Source organism: Ferrovum myxofaciens (assembly GCF_000735045.1).
GTDB lineage: Bacteria > Pseudomonadota > Gammaproteobacteria > Burkholderiales > Ferrovaceae > Ferrovum > Ferrovum myxofaciens.
The window spans coordinates 1-1,532 of sequence record NZ_JPOQ01000245.1; the positions used below are offsets into that span (position 1 = coordinate 1).

General features: G+C 47.7%; 2 protein-coding genes and 1 pseudogene. 2 read left to right on the plus strand and 1 reads right to left on the minus strand.

What is annotated here, in order from left to right:
* Positions 1 to 198: hypothetical protein (locus IV91_RS19270; protein WP_233418482.1), on the minus strand; the 198-nt coding region annotated here is incomplete at its 3' end.
* A gap of 25 nt (positions 199 to 223) precedes the next feature.
* Here IV91_RS19270 and IV91_RS17490 point away from each other — a divergent pair.
* Positions 224 to 1,027, plus strand: a complete 804-nt coding sequence (locus tag IV91_RS17490; RefSeq protein WP_084190115.1) for an HNH endonuclease — start codon at positions 224 to 226, stop codon at positions 1,025 to 1,027.
* A 64-nt stretch (positions 1,028 to 1,091) separates the two neighbouring features.
* Positions 1,092 to 1,409: pseudogene (locus IV91_RS0113200) on the plus strand (restriction endonuclease); the annotation flags it as partial.
* Between the last annotated feature and the right edge of the window lie 123 nt (positions 1,410 to 1,532).

Consider the following 1,532-nt stretch of genomic DNA (forward strand, 5'->3'; position numbering starts at 1 on the left):
CTTCATTGGTCGCTGCGCTACCCGCTTCAAAAACAACCCCGAGCGGGTAGCGCAGCGACCTCGAAAATCGGATTTCATGTCAAGTGTTTTTTGCATTTTTTGAAAATATTTATCGCGCAGATGGGTGCCTTCGGTATTTGGAAAAACCCGCGAATGTCTAAAGTTCAGGCTCCTGCATACAGTTGAAAAGTTCTGCATACTTAACGTTATGCGTGAGAACTAGATGAGCGCTTATCTCTACACATGGAACCCAAAGCGTTGGAAGTGGGCTGACCAACCAGAAGCAATTTGCCGCATCGGAGATGGCGAGCAATACGACATCTACTGGAGTTGCGGCAACACAAAAAGGATCATCGTTGGCGACATCTTCTTCCTCATCAAGTTTGGCGTAGAGCCCAAGGGAATTATCGGCTGCGGTTATATCTCTTCGATCCCCTACCCGCTCCCTCATTGGGACGAAGAAAAGGCAAAGCAAGGATTGACCGCGCTACGAACCGATCTGTTATTCAGGGTGCTATCCGAGAAGCCCATTATCTCGATCGAACAGCTACAGGAGAGGTATCACACCTACAACTGGTCGCCACAAGCAAGTGGTTTATCGGTGCCAGATCCCATCGCCAGCGAACTCTTTTCTGAAATTCAGCAAAGCCCGGCATTCGGTTTCCCGATCCCGACGACAAACGAAGTACTGCTATACGCGGAAGGCAAGAGCAAGACAGTCACATCAAGAACCTATGACAGAAGCCCTCACGCGCGCCAAGCATGTATTGAGCATTACGGCTATACATGCTGCGTTTGTGGTTTCAATTTCGAGAAAGTCTACGGAGCACTTGGCGAGAACTACATTGAGATTCATCACTTGAAGCCAATTGCCGACATAGGCAAGGAATACTTGATTGACCCTATCAAAGACCTAAGGCCGGTTTGCGCAAACTGCCACCGCATGCTTCATAAACAGCGGCCGCCTCTTGCAGTCGAAGAGCTGCTCACGAATAACCCTGCGCTCCAAGGGACGCTGCGCGATTAAAGCCGCGCAGCGCCCCTGAGCTCCACGTTATCTTCCTTAACACACAAGTCGGCGAGCGAACAAAATGGCAAACAATGGAAAAGAATATGAGTTATTTGTCTCCAGTCTTCAGCAAGCTTTATTAAATGCTGAAAATATTACTACGCAGAAGAATATAACCGTCGAAGTTAATAAATTAATTTTGGATAATTGCGGCATTGAACGTCAGTTTGATATTTACTGGGAATACGAATTAGGCGGTCTTACCTACAAGACTGTAATTGAATGCAAAGACTATAACTCTAGTGTGTCCGTTGAGAAAATTGATGCCCTGATAGGAAAAACCAGAGACATACCTGATCTAAAAGCAGTGTTTGCTACTAAAAAAGGCTATCAGTCCGGCGGCGTCTTTCAGGGTTTCTGTCGCCTCAACCATCTTAAGCCGCCAACCGAACTTGTCGTTCCGGATTCAATTGGACAGCACCTACAGGCTCCCAGTTACGGGTAGCCCCTGACCAGCGTTGTG

Excerpts from the sequence above, each read along its gene's own strand:
- IV91_RS17490 (WP_084190115.1), top strand. The coding sequence starts at position 224 with ATGAGCGCTTATCTCTACACATGGAACCCAAAGCGTTGGAAGTGGGCT.